29 protein-coding genes are annotated in these 25,357 nt (G+C 73.4%); 12 read left to right on the top strand and 17 right to left on the bottom strand.

Going from position 1 to position 25,357, the window contains the following annotated elements; translation table 11 throughout:
* Positions 1 to 25: 25 nt before the first annotated feature.
* On the top strand, positions 26 to 400 hold the full coding sequence (locus BJ979_RS11915; protein ID WP_179568120.1) for a YbjQ family protein: 375 nt from the start codon (positions 26 to 28) through the stop codon (positions 398 to 400).
* Between the two features lie 42 nt (positions 401 to 442).
* On the opposite strand, the gene BJ979_RS11910 is transcribed toward BJ979_RS11915, so the two are convergent.
* Together BJ979_RS11910 and BJ979_RS11905 are read right to left on the bottom strand one after the other, a co-directional pair.
* Complete coding sequence (locus BJ979_RS11910; protein WP_179568118.1) at positions 443 to 1,345, bottom strand: J domain-containing protein; 903 nt, start codon at positions 1,343 to 1,345, stop codon at positions 443 to 445.
* A gap of 66 nt (positions 1,346 to 1,411) precedes the next feature.
* Positions 1,412 to 1,831 carry a hypothetical protein gene (locus BJ979_RS11905; protein ID WP_179568116.1) on the bottom strand — a complete coding sequence of 140 codons (420 nt, stop codon included), beginning with the start codon at positions 1,829 to 1,831 and terminating at the stop codon, positions 1,412 to 1,414.
* Positions 1,832 to 2,015: 184 nt separating this feature from the next.
* Here BJ979_RS11905 and BJ979_RS11900 point away from each other — a divergent pair, with 184 nt between their 5' ends.
* A complete protein-coding gene (locus BJ979_RS11900) occupies positions 2,016 to 2,708 on the top strand; it encodes a DUF2510 domain-containing protein (RefSeq protein ID WP_343046686.1) in 693 nt (230 codons plus the stop codon).
* 38 nt (positions 2,709 to 2,746) lie between these two features.
* Here the strand turns inward: BJ979_RS11900 and BJ979_RS11895 are convergent, their stop codons facing one another.
* On the bottom strand, positions 2,747 to 3,538 hold the full coding sequence (locus tag BJ979_RS11895; protein ID WP_179568112.1) for a DarT ssDNA thymidine ADP-ribosyltransferase family protein: 792 nt from the start codon (positions 3,536 to 3,538) through the stop codon (positions 2,747 to 2,749).
* Positions 3,539 to 3,748: 210 nt separating this feature from the next.
* Between BJ979_RS11895 and BJ979_RS11890 the strand changes: the two genes are divergently transcribed.
* Positions 3,749 to 5,110, top strand: a complete 1,362-nt coding sequence (locus BJ979_RS11890; protein ID WP_179568110.1) for a DUF2510 domain-containing protein — start codon at positions 3,749 to 3,751, stop codon at positions 5,108 to 5,110.
* A 15-nt stretch (positions 5,111 to 5,125) separates the two neighbouring features.
* Here the strand turns inward: BJ979_RS11890 and BJ979_RS11885 are convergent, their stop codons facing one another.
* The gene (locus BJ979_RS11885; RefSeq protein WP_179568108.1) at positions 5,126 to 6,442 is read right to left on the bottom strand and encodes a GNAT family N-acetyltransferase; all 1,317 of its coding nucleotides are present in this window, start codon (positions 6,440 to 6,442) and stop codon (positions 5,126 to 5,128) included.
* Between the two features lie 68 nt (positions 6,443 to 6,510).
* Between BJ979_RS11885 and BJ979_RS11880 the strand changes: the two genes are divergently transcribed.
* The gene (locus BJ979_RS11880) at positions 6,511 to 7,569 is read left to right on the top strand and encodes a DUF429 domain-containing protein (protein ID WP_179568106.1); all 1,059 of its coding nucleotides are present in this window, start codon (positions 6,511 to 6,513) and stop codon (positions 7,567 to 7,569) included.
* 9 nt (positions 7,570 to 7,578) lie between these two features.
* On the opposite strand, the gene BJ979_RS11875 is transcribed toward BJ979_RS11880, so the two are convergent.
* The 3 genes from BJ979_RS11875 to BJ979_RS11865 all read right to left on the bottom strand — a co-directional run bounded on the left by BJ979_RS11875 (position 7,579) and on the right by BJ979_RS11865 (position 8,913).
* Positions 7,579 to 8,061: an SRPBCC family protein gene (locus BJ979_RS11875; RefSeq protein ID WP_179568105.1), complete on the bottom strand. Its 483-nt coding sequence runs from the start codon at positions 8,059 to 8,061 to the stop codon at positions 7,579 to 7,581.
* The gene (locus tag BJ979_RS11870) at positions 8,058 to 8,456 is read right to left on the bottom strand and encodes an ArsR/SmtB family transcription factor (RefSeq protein ID WP_179568104.1); all 399 of its coding nucleotides are present in this window, start codon (positions 8,454 to 8,456) and stop codon (positions 8,058 to 8,060) included. Before BJ979_RS11870 ends, BJ979_RS11875 begins: the two co-directional genes overlap by 4 nt.
* A 97-nt stretch (positions 8,457 to 8,553) precedes the next feature.
* On the bottom strand, positions 8,554 to 8,913 hold the full coding sequence (locus BJ979_RS11865) for a DUF5997 family protein (protein WP_179570295.1): 360 nt from the start codon (positions 8,911 to 8,913) through the stop codon (positions 8,554 to 8,556).
* Between the two features lie 74 nt (positions 8,914 to 8,987).
* Between BJ979_RS11865 and BJ979_RS11860 the strand changes: the two genes are divergently transcribed.
* The 3 genes from BJ979_RS11860 to BJ979_RS11850 are packed head-to-tail and all read left to right on the top strand — an operon-like array spanning position 8,988 to position 10,967.
* Positions 8,988 to 9,719 carry a LysR family transcriptional regulator substrate-binding protein gene (locus tag BJ979_RS11860; RefSeq protein WP_179568102.1) on the top strand — a complete coding sequence of 244 codons (732 nt, stop codon included), beginning with the start codon at positions 8,988 to 8,990 and terminating at the stop codon, positions 9,717 to 9,719.
* 10 nt (positions 9,720 to 9,729) lie between these two features.
* Positions 9,730 to 10,053, top strand: a complete 324-nt coding sequence (locus tag BJ979_RS11855; protein WP_179568100.1) for a tryptophan synthase subunit alpha — start codon at positions 9,730 to 9,732, stop codon at positions 10,051 to 10,053.
* 35 nt (positions 10,054 to 10,088) lie between these two features.
* Positions 10,089 to 10,967 (top strand): aminodeoxychorismate lyase, encoded by an 879-nt coding sequence (locus tag BJ979_RS11850; protein WP_179568098.1) that lies wholly within the window; start codon positions 10,089 to 10,091, stop codon positions 10,965 to 10,967.
* Between the two features lie 422 nt (positions 10,968 to 11,389).
* Here the strand turns inward: BJ979_RS11850 and BJ979_RS11845 are convergent, their stop codons facing one another.
* Positions 11,390 to 13,528, bottom strand: a complete 2,139-nt coding sequence (locus BJ979_RS11845; protein ID WP_179568096.1) for a DEAD/DEAH box helicase — start codon at positions 13,526 to 13,528, stop codon at positions 11,390 to 11,392.
* A 204-nt stretch (positions 13,529 to 13,732) separates the two neighbouring features.
* Positions 13,733 to 14,122 (bottom strand): DUF6804 family protein, encoded by a 390-nt coding sequence (locus BJ979_RS11840; RefSeq protein ID WP_179568094.1) that lies wholly within the window; start codon positions 14,120 to 14,122, stop codon positions 13,733 to 13,735.
* A gap of 57 nt (positions 14,123 to 14,179) precedes the next feature.
* On the opposite strand from BJ979_RS11840, the gene BJ979_RS11835 reads away from it, so the two are divergent.
* Positions 14,180 to 15,511 carry a M20/M25/M40 family metallo-hydrolase gene (locus tag BJ979_RS11835; RefSeq protein ID WP_179568092.1) on the top strand — a complete coding sequence of 444 codons (1,332 nt, stop codon included), beginning with the start codon at positions 14,180 to 14,182 and terminating at the stop codon, positions 15,509 to 15,511.
* Here the strand turns inward: BJ979_RS11835 and BJ979_RS11830 are convergent.
* Positions 15,495 to 17,090: an SDR family oxidoreductase gene (locus tag BJ979_RS11830; RefSeq protein ID WP_179568090.1), complete on the bottom strand. Its 1,596-nt coding sequence runs from the start codon at positions 17,088 to 17,090 to the stop codon at positions 15,495 to 15,497. The two genes, BJ979_RS11835 and BJ979_RS11830, sit on opposite strands and share 17 nt — an antisense overlap.
* Before the next feature lie 111 nt (positions 17,091 to 17,201).
* Here BJ979_RS11830 and BJ979_RS11825 point away from each other — a divergent pair, with 111 nt between their 5' ends.
* Positions 17,202 to 17,549, top strand: a complete 348-nt coding sequence (locus tag BJ979_RS11825; RefSeq protein WP_179568088.1) for a TfoX/Sxy family protein — start codon at positions 17,202 to 17,204, stop codon at positions 17,547 to 17,549.
* A gap of 45 nt (positions 17,550 to 17,594) precedes the next feature.
* Here BJ979_RS11825 and BJ979_RS11820 read toward each other — a convergent pair whose 3' ends face one another.
* On the bottom strand, positions 17,595 to 18,032 hold the full coding sequence (locus BJ979_RS11820; protein WP_179568086.1) for an SRPBCC family protein: 438 nt from the start codon (positions 18,030 to 18,032) through the stop codon (positions 17,595 to 17,597).
* Between the two features lie 90 nt (positions 18,033 to 18,122).
* On the opposite strand from BJ979_RS11820, the gene BJ979_RS17670 reads away from it, so the two are divergent.
* A complete protein-coding gene (locus BJ979_RS17670) occupies positions 18,123 to 18,494 on the top strand; it encodes a hypothetical protein (RefSeq protein ID WP_246286770.1) in 372 nt (123 codons plus the stop codon).
* Positions 18,491 to 19,423 (top strand): ROK family protein, encoded by a 933-nt coding sequence (locus BJ979_RS11815; protein WP_343046685.1) that lies wholly within the window; start codon positions 18,491 to 18,493, stop codon positions 19,421 to 19,423. The genes BJ979_RS17670 and BJ979_RS11815 overlap by 4 nt, the downstream gene beginning before the upstream one ends.
* Positions 19,424 to 19,453: 30 nt before the next feature.
* On the opposite strand, the gene BJ979_RS11810 is transcribed toward BJ979_RS11815, so the two are convergent.
* From BJ979_RS11810 to truB, 5 genes are all read right to left on the bottom strand, one after another.
* Positions 19,454 to 20,686, bottom strand: coding sequence for an MFS transporter (locus tag BJ979_RS11810; protein ID WP_179568082.1), 1,233 nt, complete (start codon positions 20,684 to 20,686; stop codon positions 19,454 to 19,456).
* Positions 20,683 to 21,636: a bifunctional riboflavin kinase/FAD synthetase gene (locus BJ979_RS11805; protein ID WP_179568080.1), complete on the bottom strand. Its 954-nt coding sequence runs from the start codon at positions 21,634 to 21,636 to the stop codon at positions 20,683 to 20,685. Before BJ979_RS11805 ends, BJ979_RS11810 begins: the two co-directional genes overlap by 4 nt.
* Positions 21,633 to 22,103 carry a hypothetical protein gene (locus BJ979_RS11800; RefSeq protein ID WP_179568078.1) on the bottom strand — a complete coding sequence of 157 codons (471 nt, stop codon included), beginning with the start codon at positions 22,101 to 22,103 and terminating at the stop codon, positions 21,633 to 21,635. Before BJ979_RS11800 ends, BJ979_RS11805 begins: the two co-directional genes overlap by 4 nt.
* A gap of 106 nt (positions 22,104 to 22,209) precedes the next feature.
* A complete protein-coding gene (locus tag BJ979_RS11795) occupies positions 22,210 to 22,578 on the bottom strand; it encodes a hypothetical protein (RefSeq protein ID WP_179568076.1) in 369 nt (122 codons plus the stop codon).
* Positions 22,575 to 23,501 carry a tRNA pseudouridine(55) synthase TruB gene (gene truB / locus BJ979_RS11790; protein WP_179570293.1) on the bottom strand — a complete coding sequence of 309 codons (927 nt, stop codon included), beginning with the start codon at positions 23,499 to 23,501 and terminating at the stop codon, positions 22,575 to 22,577. The genes BJ979_RS11795 and truB overlap by 4 nt, the downstream gene beginning before the upstream one ends.
* Positions 23,502 to 23,631: 130 nt before the next feature.
* On the opposite strand from truB, the gene BJ979_RS11785 reads away from it, so the two are divergent.
* On the top strand, positions 23,632 to 24,630 hold the full coding sequence (locus BJ979_RS11785; RefSeq protein WP_179568074.1) for a ketopantoate reductase family protein: 999 nt from the start codon (positions 23,632 to 23,634) through the stop codon (positions 24,628 to 24,630).
* A 26-nt stretch (positions 24,631 to 24,656) separates the two neighbouring features.
* On the opposite strand, the gene BJ979_RS11780 is transcribed toward BJ979_RS11785, so the two are convergent.
* Positions 24,657 to 25,331 carry a nucleoside/nucleotide kinase family protein gene (locus BJ979_RS11780; RefSeq protein ID WP_179568072.1) on the bottom strand — a complete coding sequence of 225 codons (675 nt, stop codon included), beginning with the start codon at positions 25,329 to 25,331 and terminating at the stop codon, positions 24,657 to 24,659.
* Positions 25,332 to 25,357: the final 26 nt, after the last annotated feature.

The raw sequence follows: 25,357 nt of genomic DNA, 5'->3' as shown, positions 1-25,357 counted from the left end.
GCCCGCCTCGTGGGATGCTCAGCGCATGATCATCGTGACTGGCAACGACATCCCCGGCTATCGCATCGACGCCGTCTTCGGCGAGGTGATGGGGTTGACCGTGCGCTCCCGCGACTTCGGCTCGAACCTGCTGGCGGGCTTCCGCGCGATCGGCGGCGGCGAGTTGCCCGAGCTGACCCAGGCGCTCTACGAGAGCCGTCACGAGGTGATGAACCGCATGGTCGTCGAGGCGCAGCAGCGCGGCGCCAACGCGATCATCGCGATGCGCTTCGACGCCTCGGAGATCGGTCAGCAGTGGACCGAGGTGTGCGTCTACGGCACGGCCGTCGTGGCGTTCCCGATCCCGGCCGGCGAGCCCGGTTCGACGGGGCAGTCGGCCGCGATCGCGGCTCAGGGCTGAGGATCGCGCGAGGCCCGCGGAGCTCACCGCACCGGCACCGGCTCAGATGAAGCGGATCGCCGCCTGGAGGCGGCTGCGCACCTCGAACAGATCGGTGCCGCCGATCGCGACGCCGGGGATGCCGCGACGCAGCAGGTCGACCGCGCGTGAGCGCTCGGCCAGCAGCGTCACGACGCCGCGCATCTCGCCGATGTCCTCGACGCCATCAGCGTGACCGTCGGGCACGACGATGAGCGCCGCGGTGAAGCGCACATGGGCCGACCGGCCGAGCTTGCGCGCGTCGAGGACCGTCTCGCGCACCGGGCGCGCGCCCGGCTCGATGCCGTCGCCCACGAGGTCGCCGCGTCGCGCCGTGACGGGCGCTCCCCAGTCGGCCGACTGCACGGCCCACAGTCCCGTCGGACCGAGCACGACGTGGTCGATCTTGCCGTCGCCGGCCGCGACGTCGTGCCAGAGCGTGAAGCCGATCCCGAGGGTGCCGAGGCGCCGTGCGGTCTCCTCCTCGGCGACGGCCGCCGCGAGCAGCGAACGCACCTCCCACGGCGCGCGCCGCACGAGGGCCGGGTCGTAGGGGTCGGGGATCGGGTCGCCGAGGCCGATCCAGGCGCGCACCTCGTCGAGGTAGCGCTGGCGATACCAGCCGCCTGGATGACCGGATGAGCGGGCGCTCGCCCGCGTGTCCTGCCGGGCGCGCGGCGCGCTCGGCGCCCACACCTGCGGCTGCTCGTCGGCGGCTGCCGAGCCGTCGTACCGGGCGCGGCTCTGCGGATCGCCGATCAGCGACCACGCCCGCTGCACGGCGTCGAAGGCGGCGGTCGAGCCGCCGGCATCGGGGTGCGTCACGCGCATCTGGCGACGGAAGGCCCGCCGCAGCTCGTCCTGCGACGCGGTCGGCGGAACCCCGAGCACGTCGTAGGGGCTCGCGGAGAGCGGGCTGTCGGGCATGAGCGGAACCTTATCGAGTCCCGGCCGGGAGATTCCGCCATCGGCATGAGCGGGCGATGGGAGGCGTCAGGCCCAATCGTCAGGAGCGATCCAGCGGAGTCCCTGAGCTCCGGCGAGAAGGCTCGCCCGCAGACGCAGGCCCGACACGGTCGCCGCCTCGTGCAGGGCCCGGATCCACGCGCGGTCCCCCGGCGGGAGCGTCGTGAGCGCCGGCCGCTCGAGCACCGCGACCACCGCCCGCGCCTCTGTCTCGGTCCGCAGCATCCTGAACACTCCCGCGAAGCCCTCGGAGGCGAGCTCATCCGGTTCGCTGGGGAGGTCGTCGATGGGAAGCAGCACCGGCAGCTGCACGTCGGCGCGGTCGAGCAGCAGCAGCCAGAGCTGGTCACGGCGGGCCTGGCCGATGAGCTCCTCCGCACGCCGCAGCACCAGGGCATCGGAGTCGAGCGGCGTGAGCACGGTCTGGTCGTAGTGGGGGATCGTCATGCGGCCAGCCTGGGGCGACGGGCGGGCCCGCAGATCCACCCGGTCACGATCCGTGGGGAATCGATCGAACGCGCGATTGGGGAGGAGGCCTGGACCGAGGCCGCGTGACCGTGGCCCGAACGGGGGCCTGACCGACGCCCGTCGGCTACCTACCCTGGGTCACGCGACCGAGGAGGAGCGATCGGTGACCGACACGCTGAGCACCAGCCCCGACGCCGGGTGGTACGACGACCCCGCCGCCGGAGGCGAGCTGCGCTGGTGGGACGGCGCGCGCTGGACCGCCGCGACGCGTGAGCGGCCGACCGCTGCCGACGGCGCGGCGCGGGTGCCGACCGAGGCCATCCCCGCCCCGTCTCTGGCCGAGCTGCTGCGCGAGGACGCGGAGCTCGATCGACGCCTGCACGAGCTCGGCGACGACCTGCCGCGGCCGCCCCGGCGCCGGCCCGACCCGGTCGGCCCGCGCCGCTCCACCTGGACCGCCGCCCCGGTCGAGGAGCCGGATGCGGGAGACCGCTCCTCGCGCACCCCCGCGGCGTGGGCTCTCGTCGCGCTCCCGCTCGTCCTCGGGCTGCTGCTGCCGCTCGGCTGGACCGTGCTCCGCGGCGTCGGCTTCTCGGCCGTGTTCGGAGTGCTGCTCGTGCTGGTGCTCGTGCACGCCCTCGCGGCGCTCCTGCTCGGCCTCGACGCGCGCGAGCTCCGCCGCCGCGACTGGGAGCCGCTCTCGCCGGTCTGGGCGCTGACGAGCGTCGTCGGACTGCTCGCCGCACGGATCGCCCTCGTGCACCGCCAGGGCGGCGAGGTGCGCCTCGGCATCATCCTGTCGGCGGCGTCCACCGCGCTCGGCATCGCGGCGGCCGCGCTGCTCGGATCAGCCTGACGTCACGGCCCGGAACGCGCGAGCTGCGGCGTGGCTGCTCAGTCCTCGGCGGGCTGGAACCAGGGCGGATAGACGCTGACCTTGGGGGTGCGCCCCGAGGGCAGCAGTGCGCGCAGCCGCTCCTTGGCCGGCTCGTTGGCGAGCCCGATCACCGCGATCGCCGCGAACGGGACCACCGCGGGCACCAGGAACTCGGCGCCGAGCAGGCCGTCCTCCTCGAAGCGCAGTCGGCGCAGCATGGTGGTCTGCGCCTCCTCGCCGACCGCGAAGCGCGTCGTCGTGCCGGCGGCGTCGCCGTCGGTCAGCACCGTCGCCTCGACCCCGGCCGACACGGCGGCGATCGTGGACACCAGCACGACGAGATCGGCCGAGGCGGTGGCCCGCGCGGCGTCCGACCAGGTCGCCCCCTCGGCGCCCGAGCGCAGCTCCACCCAGCGGCTCGCCTCGGGTGAGACGTGGAAGGCGACCGTCGCGGAGACGGGGAGCCCGGCGACCTCGGTCTCGCGGCGCAGTTCGCGCGTGACCGGAGAGCTGAGGTCGACAGCGGGCTCGGCGCCCGGCACGAGGCCGTCGGCGATGATGCCGGGCAGATTGTCGACGTGGGTCACGTGGAACAGTCGCTGGGTGCCGCGGTCGATGCGGACGGGCGGGGGCGCGGCGGCCACACGAGCGCCGCTGCGGTCCGGCGGAGGCGTGCGCAGCGAGGTGCGCGCGATGCTCGGCTTGGCTGTGCGCGACGGCGTGGACCGAACGGGCTCCTCGACGACGCGCGGGGTGCAGATGTCGCACAGTCCCGGCTCCAGTCCGTGGATGCACTCCTCAACCGGCAACGCTCACCCTCTCCGACCCGGAGACGCTCCGCGGGCCTCGACCAGGGTACGCGGATCGCGGCAGCGCGGCCGACGCGGTGAGCGGATGTGCACGCTCGGGCGGGGCGGCCGCGCGCGGCATCCCTCGGGCGGATGCCCCACGTCCTGGGGACTGTGCGACGCCCGTCGCCTGCCTACAGTGAGAGGGCATGCCGACTTGAGGGGGGAAGCGTGACTGATCTGGCGGTGCGTCTGCCCGTTGCCGGCTGGTACAAGGATCCGGCCAACGCAGAGCGACTTCGCTGGTGGACGGGCGAGACCTGGAGCCAGCACACGATCGAGCGTCCGACGAAGAAGGACGACGTCGAGGCCTCCGACGAGCGCCCGCGCAGCCGCGGCGCCCATCGCGCCGCCGGCGAACCGGACGTCGCAGCGGCGGCCCGCGAGGCCGCCGGAACCGAGGGTGTGACCACCGGCGAGATCGCGGCCTTCATCGCCGCCGAGACCGGCCAGACCCCGGCCCTGGCAGCTGCACCCGTCATCGTCGAGCCCGCGGGCTCCGAACTGGTCGCCGCTGTCGAGGCCAGGGATGACGTCGATCTCGACGAGGATCTCGAAAGCATCGACGATCTGGACCTGCAGCCCCGTCCCGCTGTCGAGCAGGCGCGGGACGTTACCACGACGACGCCCGAACCCGGCGTCGAGATCCGTCCTGCCGATGCGGGCGACCCGTCTGAGACCGCGCCCGCCGCCGAGATCCCCGTCGCCGAGGCCTCCTCCATCGAGCTCGCTGTCGAGCCCGAGCCCGCGCCCCGTCCGGTCTCGCTCGTCCCCGAGGTCATGGAGACCTCCGTCAACTCCCCGCTGCTCGAGCAGCTCGCCGCCGCCCCACCGCCCGTCGTCGCGGGCAGCACGCCGGGCACCGACGTCGTCGTCGCCGCCTCCGGGGTCAGCTTCGACGAGCTCATGAAGCAGCTGCCCTTCGCCGTCGACCCGGCGACGCCCGAGGCCGACGCGCTGCCGGGCAAGGCCGGCAGGTCGGGCAAGGGCGCCAAGGCCCGGAAGACCGCCAAGCAGGGCAAGGCCGTCGCGCCGGCGAGCGCGAAGAAGGCCGCCGGCACGAGCGACCAGGCTGCGCCCGCGGGCGCAGCGAAGTCGGGTCCGCGCACCGAGAGCGTCCAGACCGTGGGCGCCTGGCTGCTCGCGCTGCTCCCGATCGTCGCGGCGGTGCTCGCGACCGCGGCCCTCGTGCTGCCGCTCGTGGTGCCGGCCGTCGCCGACTTCGCCCTGCTCGGCGCGGGTGCGCTCACGCTGCTGCTCGGCGTCGTCTTCGCCGCCGCCGACGACGCGGCGCTCGCGAAGCGCGGCGTCGAGAAGCGGGTCACGGCGGTCATCGGCCTGCTGACCCCGCTGCCGTACCTGGCGCTGCGCACCCTGTCGCTCGCGCGGCAGAAGCGCAACGGCGTCGCACCGCTCGCGGTCTTCGTCGTGCTGCTCGGCGCAGCTGCGGCCGGCTACCTGCTCGCCGGGGACCGCCTTCCCGAGCTCGTCACGCTCGTGCAGGACCAGGCGAGGGCCCTGCTCGGCCTCTGACGCCCCGCCCGCCGCTCAGTACCAGAAGCTGAGGAAGGGCGGCACGGCGCTGTGCAGCACACGATCCGCGATGGCGACCGCCTCCGCATCCGATCCGGCGGTGCGTCCGGCGTCCGCGAGGGTGCGCACCCCGACCCCGCCGAGGTAGAGCGAGCCCAGCGTCGCCACGTCGGTGCGCAGCAGCGGAGCGTCCTCGTCGTGCCCGGCGTCGCCGACCCGCACACCGCCCTCGGCATCCGACTCGACCAGCCACCGCCCGCTCGCGAAGCCGAGCTCGTCCGCCACGTCGAGCCGCCAGCGCCCGGCGCCGGAGAAGCGACGCGCCTCGAGTGCGCGCGGCACGTCGAGGATGCGCAGCCACTCGTGATCGCGCACGGTCACCTCGGCGGCACGCTGGTCGGCGAGCCGCCAGCGCAGCGGCTCGTCGGCCGAGAGCAGGTTCGCGTCGAGCCGTGCGACGAGATCGAGCGAGAGCAGGAAGCGCAACACACCGAGTCGAGCCGAGGGGGTCGTGCTGTCGAGGTGGAGGACGCGCACCGTGCTGTGCTCGTCGCGCTGCGGGTCCTCGACGATGCGGAAGGCCGCCGCGGCGCGCACCTCGCCGTCTTCACGGAACTGCACCGCGCGCACGCCGGCCGCGTCGCTGTCGCCCGGTCGCAGCCCGGCGAACTGACGCCAGCGCTGCGGCCAGCCGTCGACCTCGCCGGGGCTCTGGATGCGGGCGGTCTCGTGCAGCTCGTAGGCGACGCGCGCGTAGTCCTCGACCGGGATGAAGTCGACGCGCCCCTCCGGTTCGTCGCCGACCCAGCCAGCCGCGCGCGTGTCGATGCGCCAGTCGGCCGCCGTCGTCGCCGGCCCGAAGCCGTAGCGACCGTAGATCGTCGCCTCGGAGACGGTCAGCGCAGCGAGCGGCAGGCCGAGCCGCTGAGCCGTGCGCAGCTCCCCCTCGAGCAGAGCTCGCGCGATGCCGCGGCGGCGGTGCGTGGGCGACACCGTGACCGAGCTGATCGCCCAGGTGCCGACGGTCCGCTCCCCCGGCACGCTGAGCTCGACGGGCCAGCTGTTGACGGTCGCGACCGGCTCGGCGATGAGCACCGACTGCGGATCCCACACGCCGGTCGTGCGCCGGGATCCCATCGCGACCCGCGAGAAGGCATTCTGCTCGTCGGTCGACGCCGGCCCGTGGAAGCCGCGCTCGTCGGCGCGGATCCAGGCCGCATAGGCGGCCTCATCGGCGGTGTCCAGGAGCCGGTAGTGCAGGCCGCGCTCCGCGAGGCGGCCGGCCGAGATGGCGTCGACGGGAAGGGCGAGGTGGTCGGGGGCGTCGCTCATGCCCCCAGCCTAGGAACACCCTCGGACTCGGGGCATCCCGCATGCGTCGCGCCCGATAGCCTCGCGCCATGCCGCGCTTCTTCGGGGTCGATCTCGCCTGGCGCGACAGCACCCCCGCCCGTGCCGCGAACGAGACCGGGCTGGCCGTGATCGACGAGACCGGCGCCGTGCTCTCAGCAGGCTGGGAACGCGGGGTGGATGCGGTCGCGGCCTGGCTGATCGCCTCCGCGGCGCCGGGCGACGTGATCGCGATCGACGCCCCGCTCGTCGTCACCAACGCGGCCGGGATGCGGCAGGCCGAGCGTGAGGTCGCGTCCGGCTACGGGCGGTGGAAGGTCGCCGCCAACCCGATGAACCTCGCCAGCCCGCTGCAGGGCGGCACGCTGCTGCGCGAGCGGCTCGAACACGCCGGCTTCGTCTACGTCGACGGAACCGAGCCCGCGCCGACCGACCGCGTCGCCCTGTTCGAGTGCTACCCGTACACGACGATCGTGGGCATGGAGGAGCTCGGCTACGACGAGCGCCGGCCGCGCTACAAGCGGCTCGATCCCGCCGCCTCCCGCACTGAGGCCCGGGTGCTGCGCGCCGCGGCGTGCGATCAGCTGATCGAGCGCATGACGGGGCTCGACACGGCCGATCCGCCGCTGCGGATGCGCTCGCATCCGCTCTCCGCGGCGCTCGTCGACGACGACTCGCCCCTGCTCGACGCGCCCTACAAGCACCGCGAGGATCTGCTCGATGCGCTGCTCTGCGCCTGGACGGCGTCGATCTGGCATCGCCACGGCGGGGCTCGCGTGCAGGTGCTGGGCGCGGGAGCGGCACCGGACGAGTCCGGCCGCCGCCCGACGATCGTGGCTCCGGCGCGACCGATGCAGCGCGTCGCCGAGCCGGAGCCCGCCCCGGTCGCGGCCGTCAGCGCCGACCTCGAGGATCGGGCCGACGGCGCCTCGCGATCCACGGCGCTGTCCGCCGGTGACGCCGAGCTCGAGATCGGGATGCTCGCCCGGGTGCTGGCGCTGTCGGCCGAGCTGCAGGCGAGTGACGGCCAGCGTCTCGAGCCCGCGCTGCGCTCCGAGCTCGGCGAGCTCGCCGCCCGGATCGCCCGCCGGCTGGCCGCCGAGCACTGACCAGCGGTCTCAGCCCGCGGCGAGCTCCTCGAGCAGCTCGTCCAGCTGCTCGTAGCCCTCGGTCACGCCGGTCTCCATGCCGGAGGCGACCATGCCGTCGCGCGACTCCACCGTCGGGTAGACCGAGTGGATGTCGAGGCGCGTCCGTCCGCCGTCGAGCCGGGTGAAGGTGAGCGACTCGAGGGCGACAACATCGGGGTAGCCCTCGAACTCGAAGGTCTGCAGCGCGAACTCCTCCTCGCGCACCGTGTGGAACACCCCGCGGAAGCCGTACCGCTCGCCGTCGAGCTCGTGCACGTAGTGCCAGGAGCCGCCCGTGCGGAAGTCGTACTCGACCAGGTCCATCTCGTAGCCGCGAGGTCCGAGCCAGCGCCGGAACAGGTCGGGCTCCCGATAGGCGCGGAAGACGAGCTCGACGGGGTGGTCGATCTCGCGCGAGATCTCGATGAAGGGCAGGCCCTCGGGGGCGCTGATGGTGACGGGGTTGCTCATGATGGTTCCTCCGGTGAATCGCCGGTCGGCGTCGACCGGTCTGCTGCCGCATCCCCGTCGTCGGCCAGCCCGGCCAGCACGTCGTCGAGGTCGCGGAACTGCCGCTCGTGGATCAGCCGGTAGCGATCGATCCAGGCGGTGAGGGCCTCGAGCCGCGCAGGCTCGAGGTGCACGGGGCGCCGCTGGGCGTCCCGGCTGCGGGTGACCAGGCCGGCCTCCTCGAGCACTCGGATGTGCCGGGAGACGGCCTGGGTCGTGATGGGATGCGGCTCGGCGAGCTCGTTCACGGTCGCCGGACCGCGGCTCAGTCGCGCGACGATCGCGCGGCGCACCGGGTCGGCGAGCGCGAGGAAGGCGCGATCGAGTCGATCGTCCTCGGCCCGGGGATCCCTCATTCCAACACTTCCCTTTAGCAACGGTTCTGTTGAGTACAAGCTAGAAGAGAACGCCGGACCCGTCAAGGCCCGGCGTCGGCGCTCTCGCCCCGCGAGCTCAGTCGCGCGCGGCGTCCGCGGCGGCCTTCTTGCGATAGGCCGCGTCGGCACGCACCTGAGCCTGCGTCGCGCGCTCCTGACGCAGCCACTCCGGCTGGTCCTCGAGCAGCGCGCGGATCTGCTCGGTCGTCAGCGCATCCGTCACACCGGCACGAGCGAGCCCCGACGTGGAGACGCCGAGCTTGCGAGCCACCTCCTGCTTGGGGTGCGGCCCCGTCAGGCGCAGCTGCACGAGCCACTCGGGCGGCGAGCTCTGCAGCGACTGGAACGCCTCGCGGGTGAGCGGGGTCTGCTGGAACTCCTCCGGCGTCGACGGCAGGTGGATGCCGAGCTTCTTGGCCGCCGTGGCCGGCTTCATGGTCTGCTGCTGCGCGCTCACGACACCAGGTTACGCGGGCCCGGCGGCACGAGATGACCGCCTAGCCTGGGGACGTGAGCTTCATCGTCGCCTTCGTGCCCGGGGTCGTGCCCGGCAAATGGGGCCGCACCTGGAACGAGCGCGAGAGCGAGACGCTCGAGCTGCGGCCGCTCGGCGAGGCTGTCGCGCTGGCGGAGCTGCGCGAGGGCGGCATCGCGATGGCCCTGCTGCGCGATCCGCCCGAGGATGACGCGCTGCGTTCCATCCCCCTCTACCGCGAGCAGCCGGTCGTGGTGGCGCCGAAGGATCACGCGATCGCCGACCTCGCGCGCATCGACCTCGCCGACCTCGCAGGAGAGACCCTGCTCGAGGGCACCGGAGCCGACGCCGTCGAGCTCGTCGCCGCGAACGTGGGCGTCGCGATCATGCCCCAGGGCGTGGCCCGCGCCCACTCCCGGCGCGACGTCATCGCCCGCCCGCTCGACGGGGCCGACGACACCGGGATCGCGCTCGTCTGGCGTTCCGGCGACGCCGGCGACGACCGCGTGCAGGCCTTCATCGGCATCGTGCGCGGCCGCACCGCGAACAGTTCCCGCGGCGCCTCGGGCACCGCCGAGGCCGAAGCCCTGCAGCAGGCGAAGGCGGCCCAGCGCGCCGCGAAGGCGGCCAAGAAGAAGGCCAAGCAGGATGCGGCGGCGAAGTCCGCTGCGGCCACGAGGAAGGGCGCCCGCCCGACACGCCCGGGCCGCCCCGGCGGCCGTTCGGGGGGCGGCGCGTCCCGGCGTCGCGGCTCGGGTCGCGGTTAGTCTCGACGTCATGTCGTTCGATCCGGATGGCGGTCACGCCCGCCGCGCCAGCCTCGAGGTGCTGCGCGCCGAGGCGAACGACGAGCTCGGCACCGTGGTGCTCGAACGGCTGCACGCCGGTGAAGACCCCTGGGCGTTCATGGAGGAGATCCCCTCCGTCGACGAGCTGGTCGTCTGGACCCTCCGCGCCGAGATGATCCGCGCCGACGGCGGACGCGTGCCGACCGCCGACCGCGACTACCGCATCCTGCGCCAGATCGCCCTCGCCTACCCGGGCCTCACGACGACGGTCTGGTCGCTCATCGGCCGCCTCGAGGCGCGCCGCGACGCCTGAGCGCTCCGACGCCGCGGCGGGCGCAGGATGAGCCCATGCACCACCCCGACGCCGTACTCGCCCTGCTCGACCTCGCGCCCTCCGGCCGGGTGGATGCGGTGCGACTCGTCGATCCGGACGCGCCGGCTCTGCACGCGCTCGAACTCGCGGCGACGCGCGGCGACGGCGTCTTCGAGACGATCAGCATCGGGCGGGGTCACCCCCAGGCGCTGCGTCCGCACCTGACCCGACTCGCCTCCTCAGCGGCGATGCTCGACCTCCCGGCGCCCGATCTCGACGGGTGGAGGGAGGCGATCCTGCGCGTCGCCGATACCCTCGCCGCCCACGAGGAGTCGTGGGTCAAGATCGTGCTGAGCCGCGGCGTCGACGGCGGCGACCGGCCGACGGGATGGGCCTGGGGCGAGCCCTCCGGCGACTTCCACGCCGCTCGCACCGAGGGCATCCGGGTCGCGTTGCTCGACCGGGGCTACCACTCCGACGTCGCGAGCACCTCGCCGTGGCTGCTCGCCGGCGCGAAGACGCTGAGCTACGCCACCAACATGGCCGCGCGCCGCGAGGCAGTGCGGCGGGGCGCCGACGATGCGCTGTTCGTGTCGACCGACGGGCTCGTGCTCGAGGGGCCGACCGCGAACCTGGTCGTGCGCCTCGACGGCGTGCTCGCGACGCCGCGCACCGATGTCGGCATCCTGCCGGGCACGACGCAGGCCGACCTGTTCCGCTGGGCGGCGAGGCAGGGCATCCCGACCCGTTTCGCGTCGATCAGCCCCCTCGACCTGCAGCGGGCCGACGCGGCGTGGATGGTGTCCTCGGTTCGGCACGCCGCCGCCGTGCGGGCGATCGACGAGCGCGCGCTGCCGGTGGATGCGCAGCTCTCGGCCGCCATGAACGCCTACCTGGCCGGCCGCACGGAGTAGCCGAGCGCGGTCCCGACCCGACTGCGCACCCGGGAATGACGAAGGGGCCGCTCCCCCGAGCGGCCCCTTCCATGTCGGCGGAATCCCCCTCCGCGACATCCCCCCAAAAGACTTTGAGGATGCACTGGCGGCGGTGCTCCCGGAACACCGGGTCAACCCCCGTATCACCGGTTTCTCGACGAGATCACCGCCGCCTTCCAGTCCCCCGACTGGTGCAGGCACCACGTTACGAAATGAGGGAACCCCCGCGCGCCCCCCACCTCGGGTCACCCCCGCGCGGGGTACACGAGCGCATGCGCAACCGGGCCCGATCGCGGCGTCGCCGCGACTCCGGGGTGATCGTCAGCGCGCCGCGGGGTACAGCCGAGGGGCCGCCGCCCTGCGGTGACGGCCCCTCGTGCGGCGCTTCGGCCGCGCCCGGCTCAGCCGCGCGCGGCGACCGCGTCGGTCAGCAGCGCGACGAGCGCATCCTGCTGCACCGAGCCGCCGGCCTGCTCGTCGATCTCGGCGCCGTCGAGCGCGCGGGCGGCGAGGCCCGCCTTCGAGTCGATGAGCTCGGCGATGCGGCCGTCGAGCGTCTGCGCGGCGATGATGCGCCACGCGGTGACGGGCAGCGACTGGCCGATGCGGTGCACGCGGTCGATCGCCTGGGTCTGCTCGGCGCTGGTCCAGCTGAGCTCGGCGAGCACGACGTTGGAGGCGACCTGCAGGTTCACGCCGACGCCGGCGGCCGTCAGCGAGCAGACCGCGATCGCGACGTCGGGGTCGTTCGTGAACGCGTCGATCTGCGCCTGACGCGCCGTGGCGGTCTGGTCGCCGCGGATCGAGATCGTGCGCAGGCCCGCGGCCGCGAAGTGCTTCTCGGCCGCATCCATCACATCGATGTGCTTGGCGAAGAAGACGACCTTGCCGACGTTGCGCGCCAGGTTGACCGTGTAGTCGGCGGCCGGGGTCGCCTTGGCCTGGCCGATGCGGCGCACCATCGTGAAGACGTTGTCGCCCGTGCCCTCGCTCGAGCTCGCTCCGCGCGACTCCTCGAGCTCGGCGTGCGCCACGAGCCGGATGAGGTCGGCCTCGTCAGCGTCGGGCTTCGCCTGGCGGATGCGGTCGAAGCGCGCGAGCAGTCGAGCGACGAGCGCCTGCTCGGCCGCACGGATCGAGCGGCCCTCCTCGCCGTCGAGCTCGACCGGGATGTCGGCGACGCGACGCGCGGGGATGTCGGCCGCGACGTCCTCCTTCTTGCGCCGCACGATGCCCATCTCCACGACGGCCTCGCGGGCGGCGGAGAAGAAGCCCTGGTCGCCGGGCGAGAGCTCGGTGTCCTCGAGCTTCTTCATGAGCCCGCTCGTCGGCTTCTTCTCGTCGATCCAGCCCAGGTACTGCCAGATCATGCGGAAGTCCTCGATCTGGTTGATCAGCGGCGTTCCGGTGAGCGCGATGAACAGCGCCTTCGGCTGCGCGGCGCGGATGCTGGCCGAGAGCGCCTGCACGTTCTTCGAGCGCTGCGAGTCGCGGTTCTTGATGAAGTGCGCCTCGTCGACGATCATCCCCTTGAAGCCGCGACGCGACAGCCAGGCGACGTGCCGATCGAGCACCTCGTAGTTGACGACGACGATGTCGGCGAAGGCGTCGATGTTCTGGCCGTCGCCCTGCACGACCGTGACGGTGCGCTGCGGCGTCCACTTCTGCACCTCGCGGGCCCAGTTCATCTTGACGACATTCGGCACGACGACGAGCAGCGGGTAGGAGGCGGTGACGGACGCGGCGAGCAGAGCCTGCGCCGTCTTGCCGAGGCCGGGCTCGTCGGCGAGCAGGTAGGTGCGGTGGCCGTCGCGGGCGCTCTCGATGAAGCGTGCCTGGTGGCGCATGAGCTCGGTGCCGCCGGGCGTCGCGAGGCTGTGCGCCTCGGGCAGCGACATGCTCGCCGCTCCCCCGCCGCCGACCTCGAAGCTGCGGAACAGCGGGTCGATGAGCTCCCAGTTCGCGAGGCGGCCGGTCATCTGCGGCTTCGGCGTCGCGAGACTGAAGTCGGGCGCGAGGAACGGGTTCGACATCTGGTACTGCCGCACCGACTGCGGAACGACCTGCTTCTCCTGCTCGATCGTGACGACCGGAGCCTCGGTGACGACGATGAGGTCGTCGGGGCTCAGCTCGGTGCCGGCGTCGATCAGCAGCGAGCGACGCAGCTCCTGCTGGGCCGCGTTGAGCGGAGCGGTATCGGTGAGCAGCGCGATGAGCGAGGTGTCGCGCGAGGCGGTCTTCGCCATGATCGTCGCGATGCCGTCGAGCCGCGTGAGCTCCTTGACGCGCTCGCCCTCGCTGATCGCGGTGTCGGCCTTGATGCGGGCGCGCTCCTCGCGCACCAGCACGGCCACCACGCGGTAGCGGGTGCGTCCGCCGGCGTTGACCTTGCCGCGCTCGGCGGCGTTCTCGATCGCGCGCACGGTGCGGGCGAGCACCGGGATGAGACCCGCCTCGTCCGCGTGCGCGCGGCGTCGCTGCTGCTGACCGCCACGGCGCCCGGAGGTGCGCGGCGACTGCTTCTGCCCTGATTGGGCCATCGTTCTCCTCGAACGTCTCGCATCCACCCTCTGGCGGATCGGAATCGCTGTGCGATCGCGGGCGACACGGGCCGGATGCGCTCGGCCGACGGTGGTGGCGGAGTGCGGCGGACCGGGTGATCCACGATCTGCCCGCGCCAGACCCGGCGTCGAAGAGCCGGTGGTGCGAGGCGCAGTCAGTCTACCCCAGAGGAGTGCTCAGGCCTATTTGCGGCCGCGCGCGGCGTTGCGGTCCTCGGTGTTGCGCACCCGGATCGTGAGCCCGGCGGCGATGAAGACGATCGCGGCGAGGTACTGCGCGCCCATCCAGAGCTGGCCGGAGAAGTCGAAGGGGTAGACCGGGTTCCAGATCACCGCGACCGCGAGCATGACGGGGATCCACCACCAGTGCTTCGCCTGCAGCGCGAACCAGCCGACGATGAGGGCGAGGATCGCGGCGGCGTAGCGGATCCAGGTGAAGCCGTCGGTGCCGACCAGCAGCGAGCCGGCGATGAGCACGAGCGCGGAGATGATGCCGGGGGCGAGCGCGAAACGGCGCCACGGGGCGTCGGGATAGCGGGCGCCGGGACGGTCGGGTGCGGATCGGGTGGGCATCGCGTCCAGCCTAGGGCGCTCCCCCGGGGCGTCAGGCCACGGGGATACGCTCGGGGGATGCCGCATCCCGAGAGCGTCGAGCGGTTCCGCGAGCTGCTGCGCATCCCGACCATCTCGATCGAGCACGCCGACGACGGACGGGCCGAGCAGCTCGCGCTGTTCCGCGCCGCGCTCGAGCGCCTCTACCCGCGCGTGCACGCCGAGCTCGAGCGCGAGCTCGTGGCGGAGCACACCCTGCTGTTCCGCTGGCGGGGTCGCTCGTCCGAGCAGCCGACCGTGCTGATGGCGCATCAGGACGTCGTACCGGCCGACGACGGGGGCTGGACGCATCCTCCCTTCGCCGCCGAGCTGGTCGAGGTCGACGGCGAGCAGCGCATCTGGGCTCGCGGCGCGATCGACGACAAGGGGATGCTGGTGGCCCTGCTCGAGGCGGTCGAGCAGGCGCTGGCCGAGGGGGTCGTGCCGCAGCACGACATCTGGCTGCTGCTGGGCCACGACGAGGAGCGCTTCGGCACCGGTGCACAGTCCGTGGCCCGTCTGTTCGAGCAGCGCGGCGTGAAGCCGGCCTTCGTGCTCGACGAGGGCGGCGCGATCGTCACCGGAGTGCTGCCGGGGGTGGATGCCCCGCTCGCCATGATCGGAGTCACCGAGAAGGGCATCGCGAACTTCGAGCTGCGGGTCGAACAGCAGGGCGGGCACGCCTCGACTCCCCCGGCGACGACCGCCGTCGACCGTCTCGCGGGCGCGATCGCCCGCCTGCGTCGCCGCCCCGCGCCGGCCGAGGTGCCGGAGCCGGTCATCCGGATGCTCGAGGTGGTCGCGCCGCACGCCGCAGGGCCGCGCGGGCGGCTGTTCGCGCGCGCGCGCTCGCTGCGCGGCCTGCTCGCCCGCGTCTTCGTGCGGCTCGGGCCGGAGACGGCGGCGCTGGTGCGCACGACGCGCGCGGTGACCGAGCTGCGCGGCAGCGCGGCGCCGAACGTGCTGGCTGAGCGGGCCACGGCGACCGTCAACGTCCGCGTCGCCGTGGGCTCGTCGGTCGAGGCGGAGCGGCAGCGGATCGTGCGCGCCATCGATGACCCGAAGGTGCGCGTCACGACGGTCGAGGCCTCCGAGCCGTCACCGGTCTCGCCGACCTCCGGCGCGATCTGGGAACGGCTCGGGCGCGCCATCACGGGCGTGCATCCGGCTGTCGTGCCGACGCCCTACGTCATGCTCGGCGCGAGCGACAGCCGCCACCTCGCGCACCTCTCCCCCGCGGTCTACCGCTTCTCGCCCTTCGCGATCTCGGCCGCCCAGCGCGCGGCCCTGCACGCGATCGACGAGAACGTGTCGGTAGCGACCTGGCTCGACGGCATCCGGGTGTTCCGCCGGCTCATCGACGAACTCTGACGCCGCCGGCGGCTCTCGCCCGCGCGGCGCGCTGTCCAGCACCGTGGGCGCCGGAGGCCGGCTCGGTCGCTCGCACCGCGTCAGGGCGCGGCGCCGCCGGCCGGTCCTGCTCGGCCTCGGCCGTGATCCGCTGGGCCATGCTCGCGAAGATCACCCCGTGGAAGGGCAGGATCGCCAGCCAGTAGGCCCGGCCGGCGAGTCCCTTCGGGAAGAACACGGCCCGCTGCCGATACACCGAGCCTCCGCCCTCAGCACCGCCGCCCTCCCCCGGCTCGACCGAGAGCTCCAGCCACGCGCGCCCCGGCACCCGCATCTCGGCGCGCAGCCGCAGGAAGCGACCGCGTTCGAGCTTCTCGACACGCCACCAGTCGAGGGCGTCGCCCGGGGCGAGCCGGTTCGGGTCACGGCGGCCACGACGCAGGCCGACGCCGCCGACGACCTTGTCCATCCACCCGCGCAGCGTCCAGGCGAAGGGCAGCGAGTACCAGCCGTTGTCGCCGCCGACGGCCTCGATCACGCGCCAGACCCGCTCGGGCGGCGCCGACGACGGCCGCTCGCGCTCGTCGAGGAAGACCGTGTTGCCGGCCCAGTCCGGGTCGCTCGGCAGCGGGTCGCTGGGCGCGCCCGAGACCGGCGAATCCTGCCAGCTCGTCTCCACCTGGCCGTCTCGTACCCGCTTGAGAGCGAGCCGCACGGCCTTGCGGTAGCCGGTGAGCCCGCCGGGCGGGTCGGGGATCCAGTCGCGGATGTCGTGCTCGCGCACGACCGCGTCGTGCTGCAGCGAGGAGATGATCGGCACGGCGAGCGAGCGCGGGATCGGCGTCACGAGGTTGACCCACTGCGACGCGAGCCACGGGGTCAGCACCGGGAGCGTGGCGATCGGCCGCTGGCGCAGCCCCGCTTCGAGCGCGTAGCCGTTCATCAGCTGGCCGTAGCGGAACGCATCCGGACCGCCGATGTCGAAGGTGCGATTGACCTCGGGCGGCAGTCCCGCCGCGGCGATGAGGTAGTAGAGCACGTCGCGCACGGCGATCGGCTGCACGCGATTGCGCACCCAGCGCGGCGCGGGCATGTAGGGCAGCACATCGGTCAGGTGGCGGATCATCTCGAACGACGCGGAGCCCGAGCCGATCACGACCCCGGCCTGCAGCGCGGCCGTCGGCACGCCGGAGGCGAGCAGGATGTCGCCGACCGCGGCGCGCGAGCGCAGGTGCGGCGACAGCTCCTCGGCCGGACCGTCGGGGTGCAGCCCGCCGAGGTACACAATCCGCTGCACGCCGGCGTCGCGGGCGGCCGCGGCGACCGTGCGCGCCATCGCCGACTCCTGCTGCTCGAAGCGCGCATCCGCCGACAGCGAGTGCACGAGGTAGTAGACGACGTCGACGCCCTGGACGGCGGCGCCCACCGCGTCGGCGTCAGAGAGGTCGCCCTCGACGATCTCGACGCGATCCGACCAGGGCAGGTGGCGCAGTCGCTCCGCATCGCGGGCGATCACCCGCACGTCGTGTCCGGCGTCGGCCAGACGTGGAGCGAGTCGTCCGCCGAGGTACCCGGTCGCGCCGGTCACGAGCATCCGCATGCCGCCGACGCTAGGCGCGGCCGTCGCACCCGGTCGCCGACGTTGCGCGGACGCTCAGCCGGCATCCGGATCGCTCTCGACCTGAACGTGGCGGCGCGGTAGCTTGCGCGCATGGTGGCGATCAATCCCGACCACGACCGGCTCGCGCGACTCGCGGCCGAGCTGCTCGAGCACGACGACGTCGACTGGGGCCGGATGTTCGGGTCGATCGGACTGCGGGTGCGCGGCAAGGTCTTCGCCGTCGCGCTCTACCAGGGCGGCATGATGGCGAAGCTCCCCGAGTCGGAGGTCGACGCGCTCGAGGCCGCCGGCGTCGGCGAGCGGATGACGATGGCCGGCCGGCCGCGTCGCGAGTGGGTGCGGATCCCTTCCGAGGTCGACGATGTGCGATGGAGCGCCACGATCGCGGCAGCTCATCGCTACGTGGACGAGATCACGCCGGCCTCCGACGCGCGCTGAGCGACGGCCCGCCCGGCCGCGCGGCGGATCCGAGCCGCCCTGACGTCAGTGCGCGAGCCGCTGCTGGGCGAGCTCGAGCTGCTCGCGGTACTCGGAGCCTCGGTCGCGCTCCCAGTGGTCCCAGTCGACCGGGTGGCCGCGCAGCAGATCGGCGAGCTGGTGCAGTCGCACGCTCCAGCCGGCGGCGATCGGCGGGCTGAACCGCAGATCGCCGAGCGCGGGCAGCTCGACCGTCACGACCGTCGCCGTGCCGCGGGTGCCGCCGGCGACCGGGTCGAGCAGGATGCGCACCTGGCCGAACTCCGCGTGATCCACCTCGAGCAGCACCTCGGGCTCCTCGGCGACGAGGAGCGCGCCATCGCCGAGCAGCGTCAGCGAGGGGTGCAGCCAGCCCTCCACGAGCACGGGATCGACCAGCGCCTCCCACACGATCCCGGGCGGGAGGTCGATCGTGCGCACGACGTGCGCGGCGGCGGCCGACATGGCGCCAGTGTAGGTCGGCCGACCGTCATCCGACGGCACTCCGACAGCGCTGTCACGCGAGGGGGCCTCGACCCCGCTACGCTGGCGCTCATGCCCACGACGCCGCGCGCACCGCGCAATCGCGCCCTCGTCGTCGTCGATCTCGTGGTCGGCTTCGCCGTCCTCGCCTTCGGACTCGTGCTCGGCGGCGTCTGCACGGCGATCATCGGCGACGTCGGACTGCGCGAGGCCTGCTCGAGCACGAGCGGATGCGACGTCGGCGCGCTGTCGACGGCCACCGCGATCGGCGCCGGCGTCATCATCTTCGGCTTCGCCGCTGGTCTGGCCGTGTTCCTCGTCCGGGCGCTCCGGCGCCGCTGGGCCTGGTTCGGGCCGGTCATCGGACTGGTCGTCATCGTCGTCGCGTACTACGCGACCGTATTCGTCGCCGGGCAGCAGCTCGGCGGAGGAGGTGCCTCGTGAGCTCCGTCGCTCTCGCCCTGGACTTCGGCGGAACCAAAGTCGAGGCCGCGCTCGTCAGCGCCGACGGCGTCGTGATCCCGGGTACCCGCTTCCGCCGACCGAGCGGCGGCTCGAGCGACAGCGCGACCCTGCAGCGCGCCGTGCTCGACGTCGTGCGCGAGGCTCATGCCGCGCTGGCTCCCGAGCACGAGCTGCTCGGAGTCGGGATCGGGTCGGCCGGCCCCATCACCCTGGCCGAGGGGCTCGTCTCGCCGCTCAACGTGCCGGCCTGGCGCGACTTCGCGCTGCGCGACCTCGTGCAGCGCGAACTGCCCGACGTGCCCGTCACCCTGCAGATGGACGGCATCTGCATCACCCTCGCCGAGCACTGGGTCGGCGCAGCGCAGGGCTACGACAACGTCATGGGCATGATCGTGTCGACCGGAGTCGGCGGCGGCCTCGTGCTCGGCGGCCGCACGGTCGCCGGACCCACCGGCAACGCCGGGCACATCGGTCACATCGAAGCCGGCGGCTTCGACGACGCCTGCCCCTGCGGCGGCCGCGGCTGCCTCGAGGCCGTCGCCTCGGGTCCCCGCACGGTCGCCTGGGCGCGAACCCAGGGCTTCACCGGCTCGACCGGCGAGGAGCTCGCCGCCGCGCATCGCGCGGGCGATCCCGTCGCGATCGCGGCCATCGAGCGGTCGGGACGCGCCATCGGCCAGGTCGTCGCCTCGGCCACCTCGCTCGTCGACCTCGAGATCGTCGCGATCGGCGGCGGCTTCTCGCACTCGTCGCCGCGCCTGTTCGAGGCCGCCCGCGAGGCAGTCGCCGAGCGCCGCGAGTTCGGCTTCGTCACCAAGGTGAAGATCGTGCCCTCGGGTCTCTCCCACGACGGGCCGCTGATCGGCGCCGGCGCCCTCGTGCACCGGGCCGACCGCGTCGGCGGCTGATCGCCGCACGCATCCGCATCCGCGGCGGGATCAGCGAGCCAGCTCGTCCTCGACGTAGCGCGAGCGCAGCAGGATGATGCCCGCGGGGATCGCCGGCAGCGCCATGACGACCATCGCGACGCTGCCCGCGAACCAGGATCCGGTCGCATCGAACAGCGAGCCGACGACGATCGGGCCGAGCGCGGCAACGACGTAGCCGAAGGTCTGCACGAAGCCGCTCAGCGCGACCGAGCCGCGGTGGCTTCGGGTGCGCGCCGTGATCAGGTAGAGCGCGAGCGGGAACAGCGACGGGCCGAGCCCGTACACGAGCACCCACGCCCAGGTGCCGTTCGCGGGCGACAGCAGCAGCCCGAGACTGCCGATCAGCAGCAGGGCGGCGTCGCCGAACACGAGCGGCGCGACGTTGCGCAGCCGCGAGGCGATCAGCGGCAGCGCCGCCGACAGCGGCGCCACGATGCCGCTGAAGGCCGCGAGCATCGCCGCGGCGGTGCCGTTGTCGACGTGCGCGCGCTCGGTCAGGATCGCGGGCATCCAGCTGAACGCGGTGTAGACCGTGACGCTCGAGGTGCCGAAGACGAGCGCGATCGCGATGGCCGTCGGCGAACGCCAGACGCGGCGCGGCGCAGGCTCCAGCTCCTCGGCGTCGCGCTCGGCGGCATCACGCGGCTCGGCCGGCTGACCGCTGGCTCGGCGCTGCGCGAGCACGACGATCCACGGCGCCAGCGCGATGCCGGCCGTGATCGCCCACTGGGCGAGCGAGACCCGCCAGCCGAGCGCATCGGTCACCGGCACCGAGAGGGCGGCCGAGACCGCGGTCGACGCGGCGATCACGGTCGAGTAGATCGCCGTGAGCAACCCGATCCGCTTCGGGAACCAGCGCTTCACGATCGGCGGCATGAGCACGTTGCCGAAACCGGTTCCGAGCAGCGCGATCGCCGAGCCCGCCACCAGCACGACCGCATCCGGCGCCGCCGCACGCAGCACGTGCCCCGCGGCCATGACGATGATCGACACGACCGTGGCCGTCTCGAGTCCGAGCCGACGCACGATGAGCGGCGTCAGCACACCGCCGAGAGCGAAGGCGAGCGGCGGCAGTGCGCCCATGATCGAGACGACCGGATGCGGGAAGCCGATGTCGGAGTCGATGGCGTCGACGATCGGCGACACCGACGCGACCGCCGTGCGCAACGAGAACGCGAGCAGCACGATGCCCACGATGACCACCGCCAGCCGCACACGGCTGGACGAGAGCGCCGCGCTCACGAGTTCGCGTCGGCGGGGAGCGGGTACCCCAGGACCTCGCGGATGCGCAGCTCGTCCGCGTGCATCTGCGCGACGAGCGTGTCGGCGTCGGGGAACTTGCGCATGGGGCGGATGTACTCGACGAAGGCGATCTCGAGCTCACGGTCGTAGAGGTCGAGCGCCTCGTCGAGCAGATGCGCCTCGAGCCGGCGCTCGATCCCCTCGCCGAAGGTCGGATTCACTCCGATCGACACGGCAGCGCCGACGCGCCGGCCGTCGACCGAGGCCCACGCCGCGTAGACGCCGTCGGCGGGCATCATCCCCTCGGAGTCGGGTGCGAGGTTCGCCGTGCGGTAGCCGAGGTCGCGTCCGCGCGCCTCGCCGTGCACGACGCCGCCGCGCACGGCGTGCAGTCGCCCGAGCAGCTTCGCGGCCTCCGCGACGCCTCCCTCCTCGAGCAGCGTGCGCAGCTCGGTCGACGAGATGCGCCGGCCGTCGGCGGCGACGTCGTCGACGACCACGACTTCGAATCCGAGCTCGGCGCCCCAGGTGCGCAGCGCATCCACGTCGCCGGCGCCGCGCGCACCGAAGCGGAAGTCGCGCCCGACCAGCACGAGGCGGGCGTGCGCCGCATCGACCAGGAGCTCGCGCACGAAGCGCTCGGGGTCGAGCGAGCGCAGCTGCTCGTCGAAGACCAGCTCGATGACCTGCTCGGCGCCCGCGTCGTGCAGCAGCTGCATCTCCTGACCGCGGCCGACGATCGACGGCGGGCAGGATGCGGGGTCGAGCAGAGCCAGCGGGTTGCGGTCGAAGGTGATCACCGTGGGCACGAGCCCGCGCTGCTGCGCCTCCTCGCGCAGTCGGGCGATGACCGCCTGGTGGCCGAGGTGCACGCCGTCGAACTTGCCGATGGTGACGGCCGACGCCGGCAGATCGGCGGGGATCTCGCCGATGCCGTGGAACGTGCTCACGCGTTCACCTCCGACGACGACGTGGCGGCCCCGTCACGGCCGGCGGCGCGCCGACTGCGCAGCCAGAGCAGGCCGAGCACGGGGAGCACGAGCGGGATGCAGAGGTATCCGGCGCCGAAGTCGCTCCACACGGTCGAGTAGCGACCGAACGGGTTCGTGTCGGGCAGGCCGAGCAACTGCGGCGCGAGCAGGCTGATCGCCCCGATCACGATGACGCCCGCGAGCTCGAAGCCGATGGCGATCCAGGCTACGCGATTCCAGACCGGTCCCTTCGCCACGAGTGCGATCGTCGCCACGATGTACACGGCCGCCGCGAGCGCCGAGAGCGTGAAGGCGATGGGGGCCTCGTCGAACCGCGTGATGATCTGCGAGACGCTGCGGCCGGCGGCCGCGAGGGCGAGGATCGCGTAGACGATCACGAGCACCCGGCCGAGCCCGGTGGCGAGAGAGGAACGAGCTTCTGGCACCGATACAGAGTAGTGGAGCGGCAGGGGGTCGCCGCTGGCCCGCACGCGCACGCCGCCGTCCCGTCCGCGAACAGCGCTGAGCCGCACGCGCGCCGCCGCAGCGGCGTCAAGCGAGTTGCACGGTCCAGATGATGTGCATCCGCCAGATCATGACCGCGACGGCCAGCGCCGCGATGCCGAGCACGACCGTGCTCCACCGATTGCGCTCCCCCAGCGCCCAGAAGGCGGCGAGCACGGGGATGACCGCGGCGGCGATCAGGTAGGCCCAGAACTCCACCGGGTTGCCGCTCGGCGGGTTGCCGACGAGCGGCGCCACGATCGCGACGACGACCTGCACGACCAGGACGAGCTCGACCAGCGCGAGCGCCCCGAGGCCGAGGTCGTTCGGTTTGCGGCCGAGGAGGCCGAGCACGACGTTCAGCAGACCCGCCGCGACCGCGATGACGAGCGCCGCGATGGTCAGCCACAGGATCACGACAGCACCTCGGCGGTCGGGAAGTTCACGAGCACCCGGGCGACCCCGCGGCGCAGCGCCACGAGACCGGCCAGGCGCTCGTCGGGGGTGAGAGCTGCGACGATCTCGCTGACGGCGAGCTCGTGCTCCGGAGCGACCAGCGACGGCCGACGCCCGTGCACGAGCTCGGTGAGCTGCTCGGCGTCGAGCTGCACCGTGGGGAACAGCGCCGCGGCCACCGACGCCGGAGTGCGCATCCCCTCGAGCAAGCTCTCGTCCGGCGGTGCGGCGGCGTCGAGGCCGAAGGGGCCGACGCGGGTGCGCCGCAGTGCGGTCAGGTGCCCGCCGACCCCCAGCGTCGTGCCGAGGTCGCGAGCGAGTGCTCGCACGTAGGTGCCCGACGACACCTCGACGCGCACGTCGAGATCCAGGTGCTCGCCGTCGACCCGGCGATCGAGCACCTCGAAGGTCGCCACCGTCACCTCGCGCTCGGCGAGCTCGACCTTCTCGCCCTGCCGCGCGAGGTCGTAGGCCCGCCGCCCCTGCACCTTGATGGCGCTGTAGTCGGAGGGACGCTGGCGGATGAGGCCCGTCAGCCCGCCGATCGCCGCGTCCACGTCGTCGGGGTCGAGACCCGAGGCGTCGGCGCCCCCGGTCGACTCGCCCTCGGCGTCATCGGTCGTCGTCGACCGGCCGAGGCGGATGGTCGCGGTGTACTCCTTGTCGAGCCCGACCAGGTAGGTGAGCAGCCGCGTCGAGCTCTCGATGCCGATGAGCATGAGGCCGGTCGCGAGCGGGTCGAGGGTGCCGGCATGCCCGACCTTGCGAGTTCCGGCGGTGCGGCGCACGATCCGCACGACGTCGTGACTCGTGACCCCGAGGGGCTTGTCGACGAGCAGGATGCCGCTGGCCGGCTTCGGGCGCTCGACCCTCCCCTCGTTCAGCGACGCCTCAGTCGGGGGCGCCTCGGCCGGGTTCTCGTGCTGCACGCCGCTCAAGCTAGCAGTGGACGGCCGAGCGACTGCCGGGGCGCGACGCGCGCCCCGGCAGACTCATCCGCCCTAGGCTCGGAGGATGCGCATCGGGGTCATCGGAGCCGGAGCGATCGGCGGCACGATCGCCGCCCTGCTCGACCGCGGCGGACACGAGGTCGCCGTGACGGCACGCGGAGAGCACCTCGCCGTAATCGCCGGCCACGGGCTCCGGCTGCGCGGCGGCTGGGGCGAGCACCTCGCCCGGCCCGAGGCGGGCGAGCGGCTGCGCGGCCGCTTCGATCTCGTGGTCGCGACGACGAAGGCCGCCGACGCCGAGACCGCGCTGCGGCAGAACGCCGACGCGCTCGTCGACGACCTGCCCCTGGTCGTCGTGCAGAACGGGCTGGACGGCATCCGGGTCGCGCGCTCCGCGGCGCCGCAGACCGCCGCGATCGGCGCGCTCTCGCTCATCGCGGCGTCGTTCCTCACCCCGGGCGAGGTCACCGTCACGGCCGCGCTGCCGACCGTGCTCGGGCGGGAACCGGGCGTGGACCCGACGCCCCTGATCTTCGCTGCCGAGCTGCTCGGCGCGGTCATGCCGATCGAGACCGTCGCCGATCTGCGCGGCGCCCAGTGGACGAAGCTCGTCATCAACCACGTCAACGCGCTGCCGGCGATCACCGGGCTCAGCGTGCAGCAGGTCGTCGCCGAGCCGCGGCTGCGCCGCATCCTCACCGCCAGCATGCGCGAGACCGTGCGCCTCGCCCACGCGATCGGAGTGCGCTTCGCTCCGCTGCGCGGGCTCACGGATGCGCGGCTCTCCCTGCTGGCGGCCGCTCCGCTGGCCGTCGGCGGGCTCATCCCCCGCGAGATGGCGCGCACGATGGGCGAGGTGCCGAACCCGGGATCGACGCTGCAGAGCATCCGCCGCGGCCAGCCGACGGAGATCGACGCGCTCAACGGCGCGGTCGTGCGCACCGCCCGCGAGAACGGGCGGGAGGCGCCGATCAGCGCGGCCCTGACCGCGCTGGTGCACGAGGTCGAGCGCGGCGGGTTCCTCACCGTCGACGAGGTCGTGCGGCGCGTGCCGCTGCACTGAGACGCGAGGCCTCCGACGACTCGATCTCAGCAGCTGTCGGCGAAGATGCGGCGGGGATGCTCCGGGTCGGCGAGGTCGATGAGGGCCACGGCGCGGACGGTCGGGTCGGCCTCGCGCCGGTAGTGCTCCTGCGCCCAGCGCCGACGGCGGTGCTCCTCGGCGTCCGGGTCGCGGCGCAGTCCGGTGCGCTCGGCGAGACGCTCGTAGACGGTCTCGACCGGGGCTTCGAGCCAGAGCGACCAGCTCCAGAGGTCGCGCAGCTCGGGCGCATTGGCGAAGTCGCCGTGCACGACCAGGTAGGCGTCGGCGGGCGCGGTCGTCCAGGCGGATTCGCGGGGCGCATCCCGCTCGGGGTCGAAGGCGGCGAGCTGGAATCCGGTGCTGCCGCCGAGGCGGAACGGCTCGATCAGCGCGCGGCGCAGCAGCCCGATGTCGAGGTGCTCGCGATACCAGGCGGGGTCGCCGTCGCCGCCGCGTTCGAGGATCTCCGCGCGCGAGCGACCGAAGTCGGCGAGGTCGGCGGAGAAGGCGGCACGGTCGTCGCGGCGCAGCGCCTCGACCAGGTCGCGGGCGAAGTCACCCCGGCCCACGCCCTCCAGGCCGTCGACCGCTATCGCGATGCGTCCGTGCGGGTAGAGGTGGGTGATCTCGGCCGCGAGCGCCTCGAGGACGGCGCGGCGCTTCGGTGACCAGCGGGGCATGCCGTCAGCGTAGGCGTCGGGCGTGG

This window comes from Schumannella luteola (assembly GCF_013408685.1).
GTDB classification, from domain to species: domain Bacteria; phylum Actinomycetota; class Actinomycetes; order Actinomycetales; family Microbacteriaceae; genus Schumannella; species Schumannella luteola.
Note: the sequence above shows the minus strand (reverse complement) of the source record. Positions and strands in the feature narration are given on the sequence as shown.